The 20,236-nt window shown below is 40.6% G+C and carries 20 protein-coding genes and 1 riboswitch; of the genes, 14 read left to right on the top strand and 6 right to left on the bottom strand.

Annotation, left to right across the window (positions count from 1 at the left end):
- The first annotated feature begins 177 nt into the window (after positions 1 to 177).
- Both ACIQYG_RS08785 and ACIQYG_RS08780 read left to right on the top strand, forming a co-directional pair.
- Positions 178 to 945, top strand: coding sequence for an ABC transporter ATP-binding protein (locus tag ACIQYG_RS08785; protein WP_402837132.1), 768 nt, complete (start codon positions 178 to 180; stop codon positions 943 to 945).
- 23 nt (positions 946 to 968) lie between these two features.
- Positions 969 to 1,802 (top strand): ABC transporter permease, encoded by an 834-nt coding sequence (locus tag ACIQYG_RS08780; RefSeq protein ID WP_402837130.1) that lies wholly within the window; start codon positions 969 to 971, stop codon positions 1,800 to 1,802.
- A gap of 60 nt (positions 1,803 to 1,862) precedes the next feature.
- On the opposite strand, the gene ACIQYG_RS08775 is transcribed toward ACIQYG_RS08780, so the two are convergent.
- Positions 1,863 to 3,089: an ATP-binding protein gene (locus tag ACIQYG_RS08775; RefSeq protein ID WP_402837128.1), complete on the bottom strand. Its 1,227-nt coding sequence runs from the start codon at positions 3,087 to 3,089 to the stop codon at positions 1,863 to 1,865.
- A 701-nt stretch (positions 3,090 to 3,790) separates the two neighbouring features.
- On the opposite strand from ACIQYG_RS08775, the gene ACIQYG_RS08770 reads away from it, so the two are divergent.
- From ACIQYG_RS08770 to thiC, 6 genes are all read left to right on the top strand, one after another.
- Complete coding sequence (locus tag ACIQYG_RS08770; protein ID WP_402837126.1) at positions 3,791 to 4,711, top strand: glycerophosphodiester phosphodiesterase; 921 nt, start codon at positions 3,791 to 3,793, stop codon at positions 4,709 to 4,711.
- A gap of 156 nt (positions 4,712 to 4,867) precedes the next feature.
- A complete protein-coding gene (locus ACIQYG_RS08765) occupies positions 4,868 to 6,007 on the top strand; it encodes a zinc-dependent alcohol dehydrogenase (RefSeq protein ID WP_402837124.1) in 1,140 nt (379 codons plus the stop codon).
- Positions 6,008 to 6,328: 321 nt separating this feature from the next.
- The gene (locus ACIQYG_RS08760; protein WP_402837122.1) at positions 6,329 to 6,781 is read left to right on the top strand and encodes a hypothetical protein; all 453 of its coding nucleotides are present in this window, start codon (positions 6,329 to 6,331) and stop codon (positions 6,779 to 6,781) included.
- A gap of 269 nt (positions 6,782 to 7,050) precedes the next feature.
- Positions 7,051 to 7,596, top strand: coding sequence for a histidine phosphatase family protein (locus ACIQYG_RS08755; RefSeq protein WP_402837120.1), 546 nt, complete (start codon positions 7,051 to 7,053; stop codon positions 7,594 to 7,596).
- A 158-nt stretch (positions 7,597 to 7,754) separates the two neighbouring features.
- Positions 7,755 to 8,543 carry an HAD family hydrolase gene (locus ACIQYG_RS08750; protein WP_402837118.1) on the top strand — a complete coding sequence of 263 codons (789 nt, stop codon included), beginning with the start codon at positions 7,755 to 7,757 and terminating at the stop codon, positions 8,541 to 8,543.
- A gap of 115 nt (positions 8,544 to 8,658) precedes the next feature.
- Positions 8,659 to 8,773, top strand: a riboswitch (TPP riboswitch).
- 136 nt (positions 8,774 to 8,909) lie between these two features.
- Positions 8,910 to 10,691: a phosphomethylpyrimidine synthase ThiC gene (thiC, locus tag ACIQYG_RS08745; protein WP_402837116.1), complete on the top strand. Its 1,782-nt coding sequence runs from the start codon at positions 8,910 to 8,912 to the stop codon at positions 10,689 to 10,691.
- 278 nt (positions 10,692 to 10,969) lie between these two features.
- Here the strand turns inward: thiC and ACIQYG_RS08740 are convergent, their stop codons facing one another.
- Together ACIQYG_RS08740 and ACIQYG_RS08735 are read right to left on the bottom strand one after the other, a co-directional pair.
- A complete protein-coding gene (locus ACIQYG_RS08740) occupies positions 10,970 to 11,479 on the bottom strand; it encodes a DUF3231 family protein (protein ID WP_402837114.1) in 510 nt (169 codons plus the stop codon).
- 102 nt (positions 11,480 to 11,581) lie between these two features.
- On the bottom strand, positions 11,582 to 11,725 hold the full coding sequence (locus tag ACIQYG_RS08735) for a hypothetical protein (RefSeq protein WP_402837112.1): 144 nt from the start codon (positions 11,723 to 11,725) through the stop codon (positions 11,582 to 11,584).
- Between the two features lie 179 nt (positions 11,726 to 11,904).
- Between ACIQYG_RS08735 and ACIQYG_RS08730 the strand changes: the two genes are divergently transcribed.
- Positions 11,905 to 12,537, top strand: coding sequence for a spore coat protein (locus ACIQYG_RS08730; protein WP_402837110.1), 633 nt, complete (start codon positions 11,905 to 11,907; stop codon positions 12,535 to 12,537).
- Positions 12,538 to 12,594: 57 nt separating this feature from the next.
- Here the strand turns inward: ACIQYG_RS08730 and ACIQYG_RS08725 are convergent, their stop codons facing one another.
- The 3 genes from ACIQYG_RS08725 to ACIQYG_RS08715 form a co-directional block, all read right to left on the bottom strand.
- Complete coding sequence (locus ACIQYG_RS08725; RefSeq protein ID WP_034305272.1) at positions 12,595 to 12,960, bottom strand: carboxymuconolactone decarboxylase family protein; 366 nt, start codon at positions 12,958 to 12,960, stop codon at positions 12,595 to 12,597.
- Between the two features lie 103 nt (positions 12,961 to 13,063).
- On the bottom strand, positions 13,064 to 13,780 hold the full coding sequence (locus ACIQYG_RS08720) for a cytochrome c oxidase assembly protein (protein ID WP_402837193.1): 717 nt from the start codon (positions 13,778 to 13,780) through the stop codon (positions 13,064 to 13,066).
- 55 nt (positions 13,781 to 13,835) lie between these two features.
- Positions 13,836 to 14,354 (bottom strand): DUF2243 domain-containing protein, encoded by a 519-nt coding sequence (locus tag ACIQYG_RS08715; RefSeq protein ID WP_127777282.1) that lies wholly within the window; start codon positions 14,352 to 14,354, stop codon positions 13,836 to 13,838.
- A gap of 272 nt (positions 14,355 to 14,626) precedes the next feature.
- Between ACIQYG_RS08715 and ACIQYG_RS08710 the strand changes: the two genes are divergently transcribed.
- The 5 genes from ACIQYG_RS08710 (at position 14,627) to ACIQYG_RS08690 (ending at position 19,431) form a co-directional block, all read left to right on the top strand.
- On the top strand, positions 14,627 to 15,472 hold the full coding sequence (locus tag ACIQYG_RS08710) for a manganese catalase (RefSeq protein WP_402837107.1): 846 nt from the start codon (positions 14,627 to 14,629) through the stop codon (positions 15,470 to 15,472).
- A gap of 179 nt (positions 15,473 to 15,651) precedes the next feature.
- The gene (locus tag ACIQYG_RS08705) at positions 15,652 to 16,632 is read left to right on the top strand and encodes an NAD(P)H-quinone oxidoreductase (RefSeq protein ID WP_402837105.1); all 981 of its coding nucleotides are present in this window, start codon (positions 15,652 to 15,654) and stop codon (positions 16,630 to 16,632) included.
- Between the two features lie 193 nt (positions 16,633 to 16,825).
- Positions 16,826 to 17,593 (top strand): arylamine N-acetyltransferase family protein, encoded by a 768-nt coding sequence (locus ACIQYG_RS08700; RefSeq protein WP_402837103.1) that lies wholly within the window; start codon positions 16,826 to 16,828, stop codon positions 17,591 to 17,593.
- A 352-nt stretch (positions 17,594 to 17,945) separates the two neighbouring features.
- Entirely contained in the window at positions 17,946 to 18,563 is a 618-nt protein-coding gene (locus tag ACIQYG_RS08695; RefSeq protein ID WP_402837101.1) for a hypothetical protein, read from the top strand.
- Positions 18,564 to 18,861: 298 nt separating this feature from the next.
- Complete coding sequence (locus ACIQYG_RS08690) at positions 18,862 to 19,431, top strand: YdhK family protein (protein WP_402837099.1); 570 nt, start codon at positions 18,862 to 18,864, stop codon at positions 19,429 to 19,431.
- Positions 19,432 to 20,236 lie beyond the last annotated feature (805 nt).

Here is a 20,236-nt window from a genome sequence, read left to right as displayed (position 1 = left end):
ATTACTTTGTTGATTAATCCGATAAAATAAATTGGTATTAGGTGTTGCTTATAAATAATCGATAGGTTAAGATAAAATGAAATATTGAATCGACTAGTTAACTAGAGATTCAGCAAAGGGACAATATGTGCCTTATTGCTGGATCTCTAGTTTTTTATTTGAGAAAGGGTGAGGGTATTGGTTGCGACGTTAGAAATCAATCAGGTCAGCAAAACATTTAAGAATGAGAATGAAAGTATTCATGTCTTGGATAATTTGAATTTCACCGTCAACAATGGTGAGTTCGTCACCATCATAGGTCCGAGCGGATGCGGGAAAAGCACATTATTAAAGTTGATCGCAGGACTTGATTCAGACTTTGACGGCTTGATCATGGCAGGGGATCAACCGGTTAGCGCCCCATCTAAAAACCGTGGTTTCATTTTTCAGGAGCATCGCTTATTTCCATGGCTAAACGTGGAGAAGAATATTGCAGGTAACCTTCCATTAAAGAAACAGGACATTCGAAAAAGAGTGGATGATTTGATTTCACTTGTTAAACTAAAAGGATTTGAAAACGCATATCCACGTCAATTATCAGGTGGAATGTCGCAGCGTGTTGCCATTGCCAGGGCCTTATTGCGTAATCCTGAAGTTTTATTGCTGGATGAGCCATTCGGTGCATTGGATGCATTCACGCGAACGCATCTTCAAGAGGCTTTACTAGAAATATGGGAAAGGAATAAGACAACGATGGTGCTTGTCACCCACGATATTGATGAATCCATCTTTTTATCGAGAAAAGTGGTCGTCATGGATGTAAAGCCTGGACGGATTAAAGCTATCGTTCCCATTGATTTGCCATATCCAAGAATTCGAACAAGCAAAGCGTTTCAGGAGTTCCGGTCCGTCATATTAAACCAACTTGATCATCATTCAGTTGAAGTGGAAGATTGGAGCATTTAATTAAATATTTGAAAAAAGGAAGGATGAAAATTATGTCTACACAGACCGTTGCTCAAAACAAGTCCCTTGTCATAAGGGAAAGGACAAAACAATCCCAACTTGCCAAATCGGCATTGCGGGGTTCGGTTCTTCCTGTTGTCGTATTGATTGCATGGCAAGCATTAGGTTCGGTTGGCATCCTGCCTGCCCAATTATTCTCATCACCTTCATTGATCGTCACGACTTTCATTGATCTCGTTCAGTCGGGGGAAATGGGCATGCATTTACAAATCAGTTTGACGCGGGCTCTTCTTGGCTTTGCCTTAGGGGGTTTTTTAGGCTTATTGTTAGGAGTGATTGTTGGGATGCAAAAAAAATCCGAAGAATATCTTAACCCAAGCATTCAAATGTTACGAACGGTTCCTTTACTTGCGATTACCCCTTTATTCATTATGTGGTTCGGATTTGGCGAACTATCCAAAGTGCTGCTAATTGCTTTGGGTGCTTTTTTTCCTCTTTATTTACAAACATTTTTGGGCCTGCGGAATGTGGATAAAAAACTGTACGATGTTGCCCGTATCCTAGAGTTTAGCCGTCGGGAACAAATAACGAAGCTCATGATTCCGGCAGCATTGCCAAACATATTGCTTGGTATCCGCTTAGCCTTAAGTGCGGCTTGGATGTGCCTGGTCGTCGCTGAATTGCTGGGTGCGGATAGAGGGGTGGGCTTCATGATACAGGATGCCCGTTCATTCATGCAAACGGACGTCGTATTCGTAGGCATCATCATTTTTGCCCTCGCTGGTAAAATCTCAGACTCGTTTGTCCGCTTTTTAGAAAATCATTTGCTCAAATGGCAAGATAGTTTTAAAGCCTAAATTGAAAAAGGATGACCGCCGGGTGATGGGGGCATCCTTTTTATTGTTTGGTATGTATGTTTAATCTATTTTTTTATATAAGGGCAAATAAATGGTGAACGATGTTCCTTTGTTCACTTCGCTCTGTACCATGATTTTCCCTTTGTATTTTTGAACGATGGAATAACAAACGGTCAGGCCGATACCGGTTCCCCTATCTTTAAGTGAATAAAATGGGGTTCCTAGTATTTCAAGCTGTTCTTTTGAGAGGCCTATTCCTGTATCCGTTATTCGTATTTTGGCCATAGTGCGTTCCTGCTCTGTTTCCACCTTGATAAATCCGGGTTTGTTCATTGACTCAATTCCATTTTTCATGATATTGACCAATATCTGTTTAAGCTCGATGGGATTCATGTTAATGTACAGATCGTCACGGAAATCCAGGAGAAAGCCTATGTTTCGATTATTGGCGAAACTGGTTAATAGGTCGGAAATCTTTTGGATTTCATAATTTAAAGGAATGACCTGTACATTATCCGTTTGCGGTTTTGCCAAAGACAAATAGTCATTGATTATCACTTGTGTATATTCAAGTTCCGTAAGCATGGTCTGTACATAAAATTTTTCCGTTTCATTCAGTTCCTTCTCTTGATCTAATAACTGGGCAAACCCTTTAACGACTGTAATCGGATTACGTATCTCATGTGCAATGGTGGCAGCTAGCTGTCCGACTGAGTTCAATTGCTTAGCTTGCTGTATTTCCTTATGAAATGCATTAGTGGATTCCATCCTATTATTGGTTCCTATGAATACGAATACCAATATGATTTGTATAGCGATGAAATTAAGCGTGTTGCCGAAACCATCCAAAGCGACATATTCATAAGAGTATTGAAGATCCGTTTTTGAAATGATCAAGATGGAAGCGGGGCCTAATATGATATTTAAAGTGGCCACAATATAAAACCCGATTTTATCAAAGAGAAAAATGGGAAACAACGGTGCTATAGCAAATAAAGCCAGCATGATTGCGGTATCTGGGAATATCCAAAATTTGCTATATAAATAAACAGTAATTAAGAAAATGAATAAGGTTTTATAAAAATTGACTTCTGTTTTTAAGAAAAATAACAGAGAAATTATCAACCCCGATATTAAAATGACCTGTATTGTCATCTCGTAGGGATTATCTTTCCAACTTATAGGTGATACAGAAATCCCAACTAATAATAAAAAGGATATCATTGCCATGAATGCCTTCAGTATAAATCGGTGTTTGTTTTGATAATATTGATAATTTTTTAACATAATTCCCCTTAATATTAATATTCTGTTTGTTTGTTTAATAGTAATATGATACTAGTTTTTTGTAAATCAGAAAAAGATAAATTTTGTCATCGATAGTCTTTTTATCTATATTTTAGAATTGGCCATTTCTTCAAGCGAGGTTCGGGTAGAATTCAGTACCGCAAGGTGAGGTAAGGAGTTAAGGAATCCATCCTGTCCGGGCTCCCAAGGTATGTAAACATTGGGACATCCTATCTAATAGCTGGAATTTATCGGCTTTGAATTTTATTTATTATGGATATGGAAGACTTAAATTGTTAGCAGTTAAAGACTTATATAAAAGCGAAGTAAGGAGTTAAGAAATGCCAAGGGTTTGGAAATATTTAGTTATATTTATTTGCTATGACCGTTTTTTTCTACTATTTCAATATGTATATGCCAAGAAACTTTTTATATCTTCTTATTGGATTACCAGTATCCATGTTTAGCACATTTTTCATTTACGATTTTTTTAGAAAAAGACGCTTTTAGTGGGTTTCTAATCCAAGGAATTAAGCTGTCATTCACCTGTTTGGTCAGGTACAACAAACTACACTGCGGGTAGTGTATTTGATAGGTTATTTTACTCATTTTGACTAATATATTATTTCTTTACATTATATTCGTTGTAGATTCATATTTCCCTTTTAAAATAATGGTAATAATAGGAGGGGGAGAGGGAAATGAAAACGAATCTAAAGAAATTCGGTTTATGTATGATGAGTGCGGCCTTTATTTTGCAGGCTACTTCCATGGGGGCTTCAGCAGCAAAAGGAAATCATTCCAATTCGTCTATTTATGAGAAGAAAATCGTGAATATCGCACATCGGGGAGCTTCAGGTTATGCACCTGAACATACCATTCCCGCTTATCAATTGGGAGAACAAATGAAGGGCGACTACATAGAAATCGATCTGCAAATGACCAAGGATGGAAGATTGATAGCAATGCATGATGAAAAGGTGGATCGTACAACGAATGGTACTGGTCTTGTGAAGGATTTAACGCTGGCAGAAATCAAGAAACTGGATGCTGGTACATGGTTCAATGAAAAATATCCGCAATTGGCAAAAGAGGTATATGAAGGGTTAACGGTTCCCACTCTTGAAGAAGTCTTTAAGAAGTTCGGCAAGCAGGCCAATTACTATATCGAAACAAAGTCCCCTGATGTGTATCCAGGAATGGAAGAAGAACTTCTGCAGGTTCTGGAAGAATATAAAATGGTGGATTCAAAAGGCCGTACCAAGAATGTATTAATACAATCGTTCAGTAAAGAAAGCCTTATGAAGGTTCACGACTTGAATCCAAAGTTACCGCTTGTGCAACTTTTTTCTTACAAGAACCAAGCAACCATTTCCGATCAAGAATTGGAATCGATAAAGGAATATGCAGTTGGCGTTGGCCCGAACTTCAGTAAGGTAGACGGACAATATGTGAAGATGGTTCGCAACCATGACCTTCAATTCCATCCATATACAGTAAATGAAAGAGCCGATATGAAAAAGGCTCTTGAATGGGGTGCAACGGGGCTGTTTACGAATTATCCCGATGTATTCAATGAGGTACTAAGAGAGTACAAGCACAATAATAATGGCAATAAATAAAGTGCTAAATAAAAGGTTTCATAGGTGAGTCCCGGTTTTCCGGGGCTTTTTTGCAATGAAGGACTTCTAATTCCTGGGGAAATCAGGTGTTCATAGGCTTAGCAGTCTTGTGGATGGGTATATTAAAGGTAATAAGAAAATTTTGGGAGGTTGATTATGAAGGCTGTAACGTTTCAAGGAGCAAAAGATATTCAGGTAAAACAAGTTGAAGATCCGAAACTTCAGCAAAAGGATGATATCATCGTACGAGTGACTTCAACAGCTATATGCGGGTCCGACCTCCATATATATCAGGGTGCTTTGCCGACGCATAAAGATTATATCATTGGCCATGAACCGATGGGGATCGTCGAAGAGGTGGGTCCGGAAGTGACAAAGGTGAAAAAAGGAGACAGGGTTGTCTTGCCTTTCAACATTTCTTGCGGGCACTGTTATTATTGTGAACATGATATGGAGAGTCAATGTGATAATTCCAACCCCAATGAAGCGGTGGATACAGGCGGGTACTTTGGTTTTACGGAACGATATGGGAACTATCCAGGCGGGCAGGCAGAATATTTTAGGGTACCATATGGAAACTTCATGCCATTTGTCATCCCAGAGTCATGTGAACTTGAGGATGAAGCGCTTTTGTTCCTGTCCGATGTGCTGCCAACCGCATATTGGAGTGTAGAGAACGCTGGCGTCAAGAAAGGTGATACGGTAGCGGTATTGGGCTGTGGGCCGATTGGCTTGATGGTTCAGAAGTTCGCTTGGATGAAAGGAGCAAAAAGGGTCATTGCCATCGACAATCTTCCTTATAGACTCAATAAGGCTAAACAGATGAATAAGGTGGAGGCGTATAACTTCGATGAGTATAACGATATGGGCAGATACATTAAGGAAATCACTTCAGGCGGGGCCGATGTGGTCATAGACTGTGTGGGAATGGATGGAAAGAAATCAACGATAGAGGCGATTGAGCAAAAGCTGAAACTTCAGGGTGGAACGTTAAGTGCGATCGAGATTGCACTTAACGCCGTACGTAAATTCGGCACGATCCAACTGACTGGCGTGTACGGATCGAAATATAATATGTTCCCATTAGGCAATATATTCGAGCGGAACATTAACCTGAAAATGGGACAAGCACCGGTCATTCACTACATGCCCAAGCTTTTTGATAAAATCACGGCTGGAGAGTTCGACCCTACGGAAATCATATCCCATAAAGTCCCCCTCGAAAAAGCGAGTGAGGCTTATCAAATCTTTAACGATCACGAAGATGAATGTATTAAAGTGGTGCTAAAGCCATAATGTGAAGCTATAAAAAATCCAATGCCCATGAGCTGCATTGGATTTTTTACATTTATACGTTTACCGATAATACACCATAAACTTCGATCAATTTATGTGAAATAAAAATGATCATCTTGCCCGTGAACTGAGGAAATCAGGATTACTGGCTTTTTTCTATGATGGCTGGCATTCGTTTAAAGGGGAATCCGGGAATGTGACGATTGACCCTTCAGATGATGAAGGAGAGAAGCAGTACCGGATGATCTTGAAAAAGGGTTTTTGGTAAGGAAATGGAGGATTTATATTATATAATGATAGTGAAAAAAGGAGGATGTTCAGATGGTATATAACTCGGCAGCAGAACTTTGTGAAGGGTTTGGTTATCCGCCCGTTCACGTTAAATTGACGATAGAGATCATAGATAAGAGATTGGGACCTGTAAAGGCAGAAGCGGAGATTGCCATCAAGCCTGTTAAGTCAAAGGGATATCTGGAAGTGTTGGTGGAAGAATTGGAATCGGAGGATATCTTTGCTGATGAAAATGGCAGTATCTATGGCAGCTTCGGCATCGATCAAAGCATCCAGATATATGATGAAGTCCTGGCTACCATTCCGTTCGAAGAGATAATGGGAAATGAAAATTGGAAAGAGACAGTTGAGGAATCCATCACGGTGGATAAACTAAAGGAACAACTGGGGAAATCTCTAAATGATTATCAATTCAGTGATTTGAGCGGGAAATATAAATTCAGGAAAAGATGTACGATAACAGAACTTCAATTCATAGATTAAACGATAAAAGGAGAAGGCGATATGCTTTCTCTTTTTTCGATCATTTTACATATGGTCTTGCCCATGATATCTTTCCCTATCATAATCAAATGCTTGCAGTGACTCAATCTGTGAGAACCTTTAACCATACACAATGTCAAGGAGAGCTCAGTAAGGTTTTTAATGGTTTCAACTTGCATTTATTATATAGCTTTACATAGGTTAATATATTGTTAAGGGCTTTTACAGGAAAAAGAAATGAATATTTTAAAAGATAAAAAGGAGAATATATGAAAATTGGTTTGGTACGGCATTTTAAGGTGGCACATGAATTTCCTACTGGGAGATCTGTGACGGCGGATGATATGAAGCAATGGTTTGAGGACTATGATGCAGCGGATATTATTTATGGAACGACTTTATTTGGTGTTGAGGAATGGCAAGAATGTTATTGCAGTGATATGTCGAGAGCTGTCAAGACAGCGGAACACATCTATCCAGGTACGGTTCATCGGATGGAGGAGCTGCGGGAAATACCATCACCCCCTCTTAGAGGCAGCATCAAGCTGCCGTTCATCCTTTGGGCCATCTGGATTCGCTGCTGCTCGGTGATCAACAAGCAGACTAGGGCGGAAATTAAGATTGCAGAGCAAAGGATCAATAAAGTATTGGATGAAGTTTTTGCAAAGGGGGAAAGGAATGTTCTGATCGTGAGTCATGCCGCCCTCATGGTATATCTGAGGAAAGAGCTGATCCGGCGAGGGTTCATCGGTCCAAAATTCAAGATTGCCAGTAATGGAAAACTGTATGTATTTGAAAGAAGAGAAGGTAAATAATATATGGTTTCCCACCGGGAAAAGGTAAGCCATTTTGCTGATTTTAAGAAAGAGGCAGGCATTTTCCGAATAGTTATTCTTTTTTTATTGGTTGTGGTTTATTATTGTAATAGTGTAATTTTTACGAATTCAATATTGGGGAAAGAGGGGTGGACATTTTGCTGAAGGCAGTTTTTTTTGATTTAGATGATACATTACTTTGGGATCAGAAAAGTGTAAAAGAGGCTTTTGTTGCCACATGTCAAGTTGCCAAGGAGAAATATGGTCTGAATGTCGACGAGTTTGAAGAAGCGGTGCGGAAGGAAGCGCGTGAGCTTTATTCTTCTTACGATACATATGCATTCACTCAAATGATTGGAATCAACCCATTTGAGGGACTATGGGGGAATTTTCAAGATGACCATGATGAATTCCGGAAGATGGCCGGGATTGTACCGGCTTATCGGAAAGAAGCGTGGACGAGGGGCTTGAAGGCTTTAGGGATCGATGACCCGGAATTTGGGCTTGAACTGGCAGAACGTTTCCCGGCTGAAAGACGCAAAAAGCCATTTATCTATGAAGAAACATTCCGTGTTCTGGATGAATTAAAAGGGAAGTACAAATTGCTATTGCTTACGAACGGATCTCCTGAACTGCAAAATACCAAACTTGAAATTACGCCTGAACTGGTTCCTTATTTCGACCAAATCGTGATTTCAGGCGCATTTGGACGAGGTAAACCGGATGCCTCCATTTTTGAGCATGCTTTGGAAATCATGGAGCTTGATAAGGATGAAGTATTGATGGTCGGCGATAATTTAATGACCGATATCCTTGGAGCATCACGGGTAGGTATAAAGTCGGTCTGGATAAATCGCCATGATAAGGAACGGAATGAAGTGATTCCAACCTATGAAATCACGCATTTAGAGGAGCTTTTCCCTATCCTTGAGAGCCTGAGGGATTAATTGGCGGTCCTCCTCCAAATAACAATTTTAGATAATTGTAGAGAAAATATTAGGTCTTTCAAATTATTTACAGAATGAAAAGGGTGAGCTATAGTTACCGTGTAATCAATTAAATTATTCAGACTAGGGGTGTCCAATAAAAGTTGGGCTGAGAGGGAAGCGCTTAAGCTTCTTAACCCTCAGGACCTGATCTGGTTCATACCAGCGTGGGGAAGTTAGAATCTACTGAACGATGACATTTCAATTGGTCATTTCTGTAGTCATACTAACGTTAGCCGGGTCTTTAAATATGAGACCTGGCTTTTTCGTGCGAAATGGATTGGATTTTGTCCTTTTTAAATGAACTTAAAAAGGAGAAATGAAATCATGATGAGTAATTCAGTAAATGACATGAACGTTTCAATTATGTCCAGTTTTGCCGGGAGTAAAAAAGTGTATGTTGAGGGATCTAGACCCGATATTAAAGTACCTATGCGTGAAATTAAGCTAAGTCCGACAACAGGGGCATTCGGCGAAGAGGAGAATCCGCCTTTACGTGTATATGACACAAGCGGCTTCTATACGGATTCAGAATATCCCATTGATATTCATAAAGGCCTTTCCCCGATTAGACGCAGCTGGGTTCTGGAACGGGAAGATGTTGAAGAGTATGAAGGGCGTGAAATAAAGCCCGAAGATAACGGATATAGAAAAGTGGAATCACAATCCAATGCCGAAGTTTTTCCGGGATTGAAAAGAAAACCATTGCGTGCAGTGAAAGGGAAAAACGTAACCCAGCTCCATTATGCCCGTAAAGGTATCATTACTCCAGAAATGGAGTTCATTTCGATCAGGGAAAATGTAGCCCCTGAGTTTGTAAGAGAAGAGGTAGCTAGCGGGCGGGCGATCATTCCGGCAAATATTAACCATCCGGAAAGTGAGCCCATGATCATCGGACGTAATTTTCACGTGAAAATAAATGCGAATATTGGAAACTCAGCTGTTAGTTCATCGATCGAAGCTGAAGTGGAGAAAATGACTTGGGCAACACGATGGGGTGCAGACAACATAATGGATCTTTCCACAGGAAAGAATATTCACACGACGCGGGAATGGATTATTAGGAATTCACCTGTGCCGGTTGGAACGGTTCCGATATATCAAGCATTGGAAAAAGTGAATGGAGTCGCGGAAGATTTAAATTGGGAAGTTTTCCGGGATACATTAATCGAGCAGGCTGAGCAAGGTGTCGATTACTTCACCATACACGCTGGTGTGCTTTTGCGATACATCCCAATGACAGCAAAGCGAGTTACGGGCATTGTTTCCAGGGGAGGCTCCATAATGGCACAATGGTGCTTGGCCCACCACCAAGAAAGTTTTCTCTATACTCACTTTGAAGAGATTTGTGAAATCATGAAGACGTATGATGTCGCATTCTCATTAGGTGACGGTCTCCGTCCTGGATCCATTGCAGATGCAAACGATGAGGCACAATTTGCCGAATTGGAAACACTTGGGGAGTTGACGAAGATTGCTTGGAAGCACGACGTTCAAGTAATGGTGGAGGGACCCGGTCACGTACCGATGCATTTGATTAAAGAAAATATGGATAAGCAGCTGGAAGTCTGTCAAGAAGCACCATTTTATACCCTGGGACCATTGACGACGGATATAGCTCCTGGATATGACCATATCACTTCTGCGATTGGTGCTGCCATGATTGGATGGTTTGGTACTGCCATGCTTTGCTATGTGACACCGAAAGAGCATTTGGGGCTACCGAATAAAGAGGATGTTCGGGTAGGGGTCATTACTTACAAAATTGCAGCTCACGCAGCTGACCTTGCAAAAGGCCATCCGCAGGCAAGAAAACGGGATGATGCCCTTTCGAAGGCCAGATTCGAATTTCGTTGGAGAGATCAATTCAATCTTTCTCTTGACCCTGAAAGGGCAGTTGAATATCACGATGAAACTCTACCGGCTGAAGGTGCCAAAACAGCCCATTTCTGTTCAATGTGCGGACCAAAATTCTGCAGTATGAGAATCTCTCAGGACATCCGTGATTTGGCGAAGGAGAAGGGTCTGGGTTTTGAGTCGGTAATCGATGAAGGGCTTAAAGAAAAAGCGAATGAATTTAGGAAAACGGATGGGAAAATCTATCAATGATTCCGAAGGAGAATTCGATGAATCGGGTAATCCAGATAAAAATTGAAATGAAACAGTTGGAAACTCAATTGGAACAGCTGAAAAGGGAGCTGAACACTTTTCGGGAAAATTGTAACCATGAATTTGTGATAAATGATTATAGTCAACAATGTACAAAGTGCCACTTAATCGAAAGTTTGCAATGGTAATGATTCCTTGATCGTCCTTATGGAATTAATCCCTTAATCATGTTGGGCATTCAATCACAAAACATGATTAAGGGGATATTTCATTACTATTTACATACTTGTTTTTCTAATATGAAGAGGAGGAGGGACAAGCCATCCTTTTTCCTTATTCAATCTTAGGAAGTCAGCACCCAATGCAGCTTTATTGGTATGGAATTGCGCAAACATCTGTGCAATATCTTCGCGGATGCATTGACCCATCATTTGGCTGCAAGCAACTAATCCTGCATTAATATCGATTGATACTGAAGCAGAGATTTCAGGATCTTGAAGACGTGCCCCGACGGGAATATCCTCCAAATTAGCTTTAGGCCTTTCAGGTGGTGACGGAGGCAATCCTACGTTATTTTCTTTTAATAATGATTCAAGTTGGTCATGTTCCTGTTTCCCTTGATTGATCACTTCAACAAGTAATTTATGCAGGTCCTTGTCGCCAGTATGATTAAGCATAGTTTGATGACAGGCAATCAACCCTTTTGTAGTTGTTAGAAATGCCCAGGTTCCAAATACCTCTCCATAATGCATAGGCTCATCTTTCGGATTTCCGCTTAAAATTCCCATAACCATCCTCCTTGAAATTCATTAACGCATTTAAGTTACCCTGAATTCATCCAAGCATGCATCATCGTTTATGTTTGGGAAATGTTAGAGGGCTTTTGATGCTTAACCTTTTATTCCTTGTAGCCATTCTTGATAACATTCATCACAAAGCATTTCATTTCTATCCGTGTCAGTAACTTGAAATGTTACGACATGGATTTTTTTTTCTTCCGTGACATCATTACAATAGAAGCATTGATGTGTCATTAGAAATCCTCCCATGTTATAAAGTGTTTATAGTTTAAAGCGCCACGTTTTTTTTATACAGAAAAAAATGATGTAGCAGCTTTTTGGTCTTCTTGGAAGAGTTTAGATTGAATAATCCGGTTGGGGTTTAACATACTAAACGTGTTCGCATGATTGATAATATGAGGAGGGAAATTACAATGCAAAACCAATATCAACAAGGTCAAGTACACCAGAACATGCAAACGGGTGCCATTCCCCCACAAATGAATCACGGTGGTCACGAAGTATTCGATGTACATGAAGTGTTGTCGGGAGCGATTGGTACTTTAAACACATATACTCTTTTGCGTCAGCATATCCAAGATCAGGAATTACTCGACATTCTGGATCGTCAATATCAGTTCATCCAAGATGAATATAATATTTCATTGGAGTGCTTCCAAACGGGCCAGGATCCTTCCAAACCGACTCAGAGCTACAAAATGAATCAAGGTAACGATTTTATATATGGATTGACACCAACTCAGCCAAAGAAACCTTTGCAATCCGTATCGGAAATTACGGATGAATGCATTTCAGGCTTGATGCTTGGAGCTGTTAAGTCTGCAGCATCCATGAAGGCGATGGCAGCGCTTGAAATAACGAATCCGGTGGTTCGCCGCGTATTTGCAGATTCCGTTCCGAACTGCATTGAAATGGCATATGAGATTTCGATATATCAAAACAAACATCATTATTACCAAGTTCCGCAGCTTGCACAGCAGGATATGCAACAAATGATGAATTCGTATGCACCCGCACAAGGAAATAACAACAACATGAGTCATTAAAAGCATTTATTAAGAACATAAAGAAGGGATAGGATTAATTCTCCTATCCCTTCTTTTTCATTGTTTCATCTGATTGATTTCCTGAATGCATTCCTGTACGAGGGTAACAGCCTGACTCATGGTTGCTCCTCCGCCAAATGCCGCGGTCACACCAATGGCTTCAAGAATTTCTTGTTCGGAACAACCTTGATCAAGACATCCTTTTGTATGATAGATAATACAGTATTCATCTTGTGAATATAGGCTTATTCCTAGTGCGATAAGCTGTTTTTCTTTCTTGGATAATTGACCTTCTTTAAAGCACTCTTCCGTAAACGAATTGAATTTCTCAGCAAGATCTGGCATTTTATGCGTAAAGACACCGATTCCAGCTTTATAATCACGAAGAGCATTTTCAGTAGAATTGTTAGCTTCATATTCCATTTTTCATTCAGCTCCATCCAAAATTTTTTCATCAAAAATTAGTATGAGCTAAATGTTGGACGATTAAACAGGAGTTTACCGAAGTAATCATGGAACCGCCTTCCTACAAGGCAAGTGATTCCTTGGGTCGGGTGGCTTTGAACCATTGATAGCAAAGGATGCATATAAGTGCAACGTCAATGGCATCACCGGCATAGTACATTAACATTCCGCCATTTTCCGCTTGTACCTTGGTGACTCCGCTTGGCGGGTGGGCAAAAATATATTTAGAAAGGATATCATGGCCGGCCAGTGAAATTGTAAATACGATAGCTCGAAACATGAAGCTGAACCTGTGGGGCGCAGGGTCCATATAAATCATGGACGCAGTGAATAGATAGCCCGCTATGAACACGTGAAAATGCACTAATGCATGCAAAAGGGCATTCTGATGCATCAACCCGTACAAACCAGTCGTATAAAGTATCCAAAGCCCCCCAATATTAAGCACGGAGGCAGTGATTGGATTGCTCATAATGCGCAGCGGCCAACTTTTCAACACCTTTGAAAGACGTCTTGCTGATTGTACATCAAGTGTGCGCAGTGCAAGCGTAATAGGTGCAGCAAGCACGAGCAGGATGGGTGCAATCATTCCAAGCAGTAAATGACCAACCATATGCGCCGTAAAGTCCATATGTGCGCGATTGGCTATAGGGCCTATAATTGCTGAGGCTGCACAGAGAATGCCAAGAATCCACAAGAAGGTACGGTATAAGGGCCATTTTTTATAGCGGCGGTTCGAAATTATGACAGCTGCGATATAAATGACTATAACCAGCATGAGTAGAATCAATAAAATCGGTTCAAAACCAGTTCCATTATCATGAATATGTCCATTACTGTGCATTGCTGGCGTCTTCTTTCATTTTAAGTAAGCTGCGCCTTGTTTGAATGACGAGGGCAATGCCGATCAAGATCATGATTGTAGCGGCAATGTTCCAAGTCAAGTCGTATGGGAAAATATCGACATTGTAACGGATTTGATGGAGGCGCATGAGCTTGTGCTGGATGATTCCGTCATATAACTGGAAAGAACCTGCCCCGAGCAAAACTCCCCCTATCCACCTTTTCAGCCATAATCCCTTTCGACGGCGAAGGTCAGCGAACATGAATAACGACCCGACCGTTGCGAACCAGCTTAGGGCATGAAATAAACCATCCGAGACAAGCCCAATATTGGTTGTGGACTTGTCATAGAAATGGTGCCAATGCAATAGTTGATGAAAGATGGCCTCATCGATGAATGCCACCAATCCGATCCCGAATAGAAAACCGGACCATAGGTTACGGGCGGAATAAGTATAACGTAATTCCGAAATGGATTGATCTTTTTGATTTCGGGGCTTGAAATCCATTTTCCATCCTCCTTTTGTATTTTCCTATATATGGTTCTTTCTACTTTACCCTGTATTGTAAAGTTATAGACAGGTAAATGGACCTTTTATAAATCTTATTTATTGAGCGATTCATAGCACAAAGATAATCCTTTGCTTTTTAGTTCGGTAATCAATGTTAATGGTATGTGAATTTTTTCTAATTATTGTTCATTATAACTGGATTAAGGTTTCATGCATGTATAGGCGGGTAATAAAAAACCGTACATCATATAAAAAAAGGAGGAGTTAATATGTTTCGCCATCAAAAAGAATTGCAATTTGAAGTTAAGGTAGATCGACCAGATCCGATGCTTGCCCGTCAAATTCAGGAAGTGTTAGGTGGACAGTTTGGGGAAATGACTGTCATGATGCAATATCTTTTTCAGGGTTTTAACTGCCGTGGAGAAGAAAAATACAAAGATATGCTGATGGATATCGGTACAGAGGAAATTGGACATGTAGAGATGCTTTGTTCACTCATTAGTCAATTACTTGATGGCGCTTCTCCGGAAGATCAAGCAGAAGCCGCAAAAGATCCTGCTACAGCAGCGATCATGGGTGGAATCAATCCCCAGCATTTGCTCGTAAGCGGTCTTGGCGGACTGCCAACCAACTCGAATGGGGTGCCTTGGAACGGATCTTATATTGTAGCCAGCGGAAATTTATTAGCGGACATGCGATCGAATCTGCATGCTGAAAGCCAAGGACGCCTTCAAGTGGCCCGATTATATCATATGACCAAAGATGAAGGGGTACGTGCTACCTTCCGTAAAATGTTAGCCCGTGATCGTTACCACCAATATCAATGGATGGCGGCCATTGCAGAACTCGAAGAAAAAAATGGAGTTGTCGTCCCCGCATCATTCCCACCGGAAGCGGAAATGGAATCTCAACCGGAAGCGTACGAATTCTGGAACTTGTCAGAAGGTAATGAATCAGCAGACGGCCTGTGGGCAACAGGAAGCGCCCCAGATGGTACGGGAGATTTTGTTTATGTAGCTGAACCAGTTGCAAAAGGGCAGATTCCTAACCCTAAGGTTCCTGCACCACAAGTGCATCATGACCTGGATAGAAGTCAATCGCTTAATAAAAGGTAATATAAACTTTTCAAAAAAGCTCGATGGCCTCGAAAGGGACATCGGGTTTTTTTATTCTATCATGTTTACAAAACCTAATTGTTTGCTTGTGGATATTTTTTGGAGTAGGATAGTTTCCAACTCCAAGACAAACCATTTTAAAAGGGTGGTCACTAATTTAATTGATAGGAGTGGGGCAAATGAAAGCAGTAGTGGTTAAAGAACCGGGTGGTGCAGAACAATTACTATTTAAAGATTTTTCAAAGCCCATGCCCGGAAAAGGGGAAATATTAATAAAGGTTAAAGCCTCTGCGATAAATAGAACGGATATTGTTTCCCGGGAAGGTAAATCCGGTTATATGGCCAATCCAATATTGGGGATTGAAGTTTCTGGTGAAGTGGTGGAAACAGGGGAAGGTACAAATATACAATTGGGGACGAGAGTGATGGGCCTTGTAAACGGCGGCGGTTATGCTCAATATGCCTTGATGCCGGCTGATCGAGCAATGAAGATTCCGGATAACCTGTCATTTGAAGAGGCAGCAGCGATTCCTGAAGTATTCTTGACTGCGTACCAAACTTTGTTTTGGTTAGGGGAATTAAATGATCGAGAGACGGTATTGATTCATGCTGGCGGAAGCGGTGTAGGCACAGCAGCTATCCAACTGGCAAAAAAGATGACAAAAGCGAAAATAATCACTACAGCCGGCTCAAAGGAAAAATTGGATTTCTGTCACTCACTAGGAGCGGATATCTGTATCAACTATAAAGAACAATCTTTTGATGAGGAAGTACTGAAAGCTACAAATAATCAAGGAGTGGATGTTATCCTGGATTTCATCGGTGCTTCTTACTGGGAGAAAAACCTCAAAAGCATAAAAACTGATGGACGATGGGTACTGATAGGCATTCTAGGCGGAACTGTAGTCGAGAAGGTGAACCTGATGGAACTTCTCTTAAAAAGAGTTCAATTAAAAGGAACTCTACTAACTCCTCGGAGTGATGAATATAAAAAAGAGTTAACGGGTGAATTCGTTAAAAAGGCAATGCCGTTGTTCCTCAAAAATGAAATCAAGGCAATCGTGGACCATGTCTTCCCTTTTGGAGAGGTACAAAGGGCGCATGAACATATGGAAGCCAATAAGAATTTAGGTAAAATCATCTTACAGGTAAATGAATGATTAAAGAAAAACTGCTTCGGTGCATGAATGGGGGAGGTTGCCCAGGATTAAGGCATTATTGGGCGACCTCTTTACAGGTGAAAAGGTGGAGCTAATGGAGATTGATTGAAGAATGAAATATGGACAAAGTATAATGAATATATACAAAGTCAAGATACTTTTCGCCGGTATCTGTTTAAAGGGGGGAATCTTAATGAATGAACTGAATGCATTATTCAGGAAAAGAATAGGGGTCCAGGAAGATGTGAAACTAACATTTGAGAAATTAGATGAAATTCTGGATAAGACAGCGAAAACCATTCCTTTTGAAAACTTGTCAATCATGGCATCCCATCTGAGTGATATCAATAAAGCGAATATCATGAACAAAATCCTCGTGAGGAATGAGGGTGGATTATGCTATGAATTGAATACAGCCCTTTATTTTTTCCTGGTGGAGAATAACTTTGATGTATCATTGGTTCGGGGTGTCATCTATAATCAGGGGTGGATGACCATAGGAAGGACACATGTCACCATTCTATTGAACCATGAGGGCCAAGCCTATTTGATCGATACGGGTTTTGGCGGGAATCTGCCTCTAAAACCAGTTCCGTTGAATGGAGAAACGGTCGTTTCCGGAAATGGTGAATTCAGGATAAAAAAAGAAAGTACCGACCATGGAGATCATATCCTTGAATTAAAACTGAAACATAAAGATCGCGATTGGAGAATAGGGTATGCTTTCGATTCTGCAAAACCGGTAGGAAATGTAGCGGAACTTAATGAGGTCCAAACGATCATCAGGGAAAATCCCCAATCGCCATTCAATAAGCATCCATTAATCACCCGTTTGACAAATAGTGGGAACATCACTTTGACTGATACATCCTTTACACAGTGGGAAGATGGGAAAGTGACGAAAGAAGAAATAGATGGAACACGATTTAAAGAGTTAATGAAACAGCACTTCAAAAGATAGTGGAAAAAGGTCTGAATATCGAAGGAGTCCTTATCGAAAGATTGTCCATTCTCGACAGTTTTTTATGAACAGCATGATCATTCCATGGGATGTCATTGATGCAAGACTTAGAAAACTATTACTATATTGAAGAAATTTGCGACACTACTGCTGAATTGCTGGCAAGTTGAGAACCGCTGAATGCTTGGCGAGGGGGGGCCTGTCAGTCGGCGGAAAGGGAGCGAATTTCTGAGAACACTAGAAAACTGTAGGCAAACTCGCTTTCTACGAATTTGTCTACAGTCTGAAACATCCTTTATGGATGTTTTTACTATTTATTCAATAGATTCGAATTCAGTGGGGTGAGAAGGATATGGAGAGGAAGAATCGATTGGTTTTTACTAGATCGAATGCAGCTGCTAAACGAAAATTCGATGAAGCGATCACCATTTTGGAATATAGTGTAATGCTTGTTGAATTCTTTGGATTAGAAGAGTTCAACAATATAATTGCCGGACAGTTAAGGCTGATTCTATGTGAAACGAAAAATACGCGCATAAAGCGGGAAAAGGTCACAATTGACCAATCCTTAATAAAGAAAATCAATCCAAACCCGAAATTGTATCCCATTAAAGACACCAATCAAATGAGCAATGTTCATATTACGGAAGAACTCTTCGATTATACTAAACAGAGGATTGAGCTAAAGCTTTGGAGAAATCAAATTATCTATAAAACCGATATCGAAGGAAAAATCCAGGAAATTAAAATCATTGATTTTATTAAGGAAACAGCCAATAAGATTGGCGATGCACAAGCTGAATCAAGTTTCCCTAATAAGTCCATTATTTCGGATGGACATACCAAAATCATGTTAATAGGTATAGCGAAAGGGTTATTCAAATCCATAGGCAGGGATTATAAAAAACATGCCTCCATGAACCTTTCACATATCATGCAAAAAATCGAACAATCAACTTTGGGATACTAGACAGAAGAAGGACTTTTGACCAAGTCCTTCTTGCTTGATTTCCAGGAAATGTCCGGCAGGATTGAATACCTCAAATATCCTCTGCAATAAATCATCTCTTTTACCTCGTTAAACCACTCTCGAAGGCATGCTGTTCACTTTTATCCAGTCCTTTAATATGTTCGCTATCAGGTTAAATTCAGTCAGGAACATTGCTTAAAAAGTACAGGATCCATGTCTTATGCTACGAGTGTACTCCATATTTTCTGCACATTTAATTGGTAAGATGGATGTAATCATAAAGGAGGTTTTATTCAATATGAAAAAAAGAACAAAATTGCCGACCATCTTATCATTATTAGCAGCCCTGTTTTTAGTCCTTGGAGCATGTTCCAACAGCGATGATAAAAACAAAGAAGATAAAGAAGAAAAGGAACATAGTGAAATGGACATGAACCATTCTAGCTCGGGTGATCTTCCGGAGGGATTAAAAGCCGCAGAAAATCCAACCTATGAAGTTGGAAGTCAAGCGATTATCGAATCAGGTCATATGGAAAGCATGAAGGGGGCCAAAGCAACAATAGTGGGTGCCTTTGATACGACTGCTTATGCAATATCGTATACGCCTGCAACAGGCGGAGAAAAAGTGGAAAATCATAAATGGATCATTCACGAAGAAATCAAAGATGCAGGTGAGAAAACATATGAACCCGGAGCGGAGGTCACAGTAAATGCATCTCATATGGAAGGGATGAACGGGGCTGTCGCTGAAGTTGAATCTGCTGAAGAAACGACTGTTTATATGGTCGATTTCACACCGACTACGGGAGGAGAAAAAGTGAAGAACCATAAATGGGTAACGGAAAGTGAATTATCACCGTCTAAATGATTTAACATCATGAGTTTAAAAACAGAAGAAAAAAGGATTGGAAATTCCTTTAGTTTGTCTACAAAAGGAGATTCGGAATGCTCTCATCCCGAACCATGATTTTTAAAACAAGACTAGATTACCCTTGATGTTTTTACTGTAAGCCTCATTGGATTAAAGAGATTTGCGACACTCCTGCCGAATAACTGGCTAGCCGAGACCCCACAGGCGCTTGTGCCGAGGAGGCTTGGCAGACAGTCGGCGGAAAGGGAATGAATCTCTGAAATCAACTGAACTATTCAAATAAAACATGCAAGCAAACTGAGTCTTCATCGAGTTTGTCTACAAAGGGAGATTCGGAATGCTCTCATCCCGAACCATGATTTTAAAAACAAGACTAGATTATCCTTGATGTTTTTACTGTAAGCCTCATTGGATTAAAGAGATTTGCGACACTCCTGCCGAATAACTGGCTAGCCGAGACCCCACAGGCGCTTGTGCCGAGGAGGCTTGGCAGACAGTCGGCGGAAAGGGAGTGAATCTCTGAAATCAACTGAACTATTCAAATAAAACATGCAAGCAAACTGAGTCTTCATCGAGTTTGTCTACAAAAGGAGATTCGGATTGCTCTCATCCCGAACCATGATTTTTAAAACAAGACTAGATTATCCTTGATGTTTTTTACTGTAAGCCTCATTGGATTGAAGAGATTTGCGACACTCCTGCCGAGTAACTGGCTAGCCGAGACCCCACAGGCGCTTGTGCCGAGGAGGCTTGGCAGACAGTCGGCGGAAAGGGAGTGAATCTCTGAAATCAACTGAACTAT

The sequence above is a fragment of the Peribacillus sp. NPDC096622 genome (assembly GCF_044762665.1).
In the GTDB taxonomy this organism is placed as follows: Bacteria; Bacillota; Bacilli; order Bacillales; family DSM-1321; genus Peribacillus; species Peribacillus frigoritolerans_B.
This window is presented reverse-complemented; position numbering and strand designations above follow the sequence as displayed.

Bases quoted from the DNA above. Each gene is read 5' to 3' on its own strand.
- ACIQYG_RS08780 (WP_402837130.1), top strand. From the start codon at position 969: ATGAAAATTATGTCTACACAGACCGTTGCTCAAAACAAGTCCCTTGTC.
- ACIQYG_RS08775 (WP_402837128.1), bottom strand. From the start codon at position 3,089: ATGTTAAAAAATTATCAATATTATCAAAACAAACACCGATTTATACTG.
- ACIQYG_RS08770 (WP_402837126.1), top strand. From the start codon at position 3,791: ATGAAAACGAATCTAAAGAAATTCGGTTTATGTATGATGAGTGCGGCC.
- ACIQYG_RS08765 (WP_402837124.1), top strand. From the start codon at position 4,868: ATGAAGGCTGTAACGTTTCAAGGAGCAAAAGATATTCAGGTAAAACAA.
- ACIQYG_RS08760 (WP_402837122.1), top strand. From the start codon at position 6,329: ATGGTATATAACTCGGCAGCAGAACTTTGTGAAGGGTTTGGTTATCCG.
- ACIQYG_RS08755 (WP_402837120.1), top strand. From the start codon at position 7,051: ATGAAAATTGGTTTGGTACGGCATTTTAAGGTGGCACATGAATTTCCT.
- thiC (WP_402837116.1), top strand. From the start codon at position 8,910: ATGATGAGTAATTCAGTAAATGACATGAACGTTTCAATTATGTCCAGT.
- ACIQYG_RS08740 (WP_402837114.1), bottom strand. From the start codon at position 11,479: ATGGGAATTTTAAGCGGAAATCCGAAAGATGAGCCTATGCATTATGGA.
- ACIQYG_RS08735 (WP_402837112.1), bottom strand. From the start codon at position 11,725: ATGACACATCAATGCTTCTATTGTAATGATGTCACGGAAGAAAAAAAA.
- ACIQYG_RS08730 (WP_402837110.1), top strand. From the start codon at position 11,905: ATGCAAAACCAATATCAACAAGGTCAAGTACACCAGAACATGCAAACG.
- ACIQYG_RS08725 (WP_034305272.1), bottom strand. From the start codon at position 12,960: ATGGAATATGAAGCTAACAATTCTACTGAAAATGCTCTTCGTGATTAT.
- ACIQYG_RS08720 (WP_402837193.1), bottom strand. From the start codon at position 13,780: ATGCTGGTTATAGTCATTTATATCGCAGCTGTCATAATTTCGAACCGC.
- ACIQYG_RS08715 (WP_127777282.1), bottom strand. From the start codon at position 14,354: ATGGATTTCAAGCCCCGAAATCAAAAAGATCAATCCATTTCGGAATTA.
- ACIQYG_RS08710 (WP_402837107.1), top strand. From the start codon at position 14,627: ATGTTTCGCCATCAAAAAGAATTGCAATTTGAAGTTAAGGTAGATCGA.
- ACIQYG_RS08705 (WP_402837105.1), top strand. From the start codon at position 15,652: ATGAAAGCAGTAGTGGTTAAAGAACCGGGTGGTGCAGAACAATTACTA.
- ACIQYG_RS08700 (WP_402837103.1), top strand. From the start codon at position 16,826: ATGAATGAACTGAATGCATTATTCAGGAAAAGAATAGGGGTCCAGGAA.
- ACIQYG_RS08695 (WP_402837101.1), top strand. From the start codon at position 17,946: ATGGAGAGGAAGAATCGATTGGTTTTTACTAGATCGAATGCAGCTGCT.
- ACIQYG_RS08690 (WP_402837099.1), top strand. From the start codon at position 18,862: ATGAAAAAAAGAACAAAATTGCCGACCATCTTATCATTATTAGCAGCC.